The 215-nt window shown below is 49.3% G+C and carries 1 pseudogene; it reads left to right on the top strand.

Annotated features, from left to right (window positions below):
* Positions 1 to 215 (top strand): annotated as a pseudogene (locus HMPREF2635_RS13505) (transposase); the annotation flags it as partial.

Raw genomic sequence — 215 nt, 5'->3', positions numbered from 1 at the left:
AGCCAAACGCGCTGTTGACGGCGATATCGCAATCAAGCGCAACCGCTATATTGATCTTTCCGCCCCGAATAAGAAGGTCAACTACGCTCTTGCTGCCAAGCACCGAGCCCTAGCCGGAATTAAAGGCTATGAAACCGACCTGACTACTCTTCCCGCTAGTGAGGTTATAGGGCATTACCGCAGGTTATTCAACATTGAGAAATCATTTCGGATGT

The organism is Corynebacterium sp. HMSC035E02 (genome assembly GCF_001836065.1).
Taxonomy (GTDB): domain Bacteria; phylum Actinomycetota; class Actinomycetes; order Mycobacteriales; family Mycobacteriaceae; genus Corynebacterium; species Corynebacterium hiratae.
The sequence above is the reverse complement of the archived record's forward strand: the minus strand, read 5'-3'. Positions and strand labels throughout refer to the sequence as shown.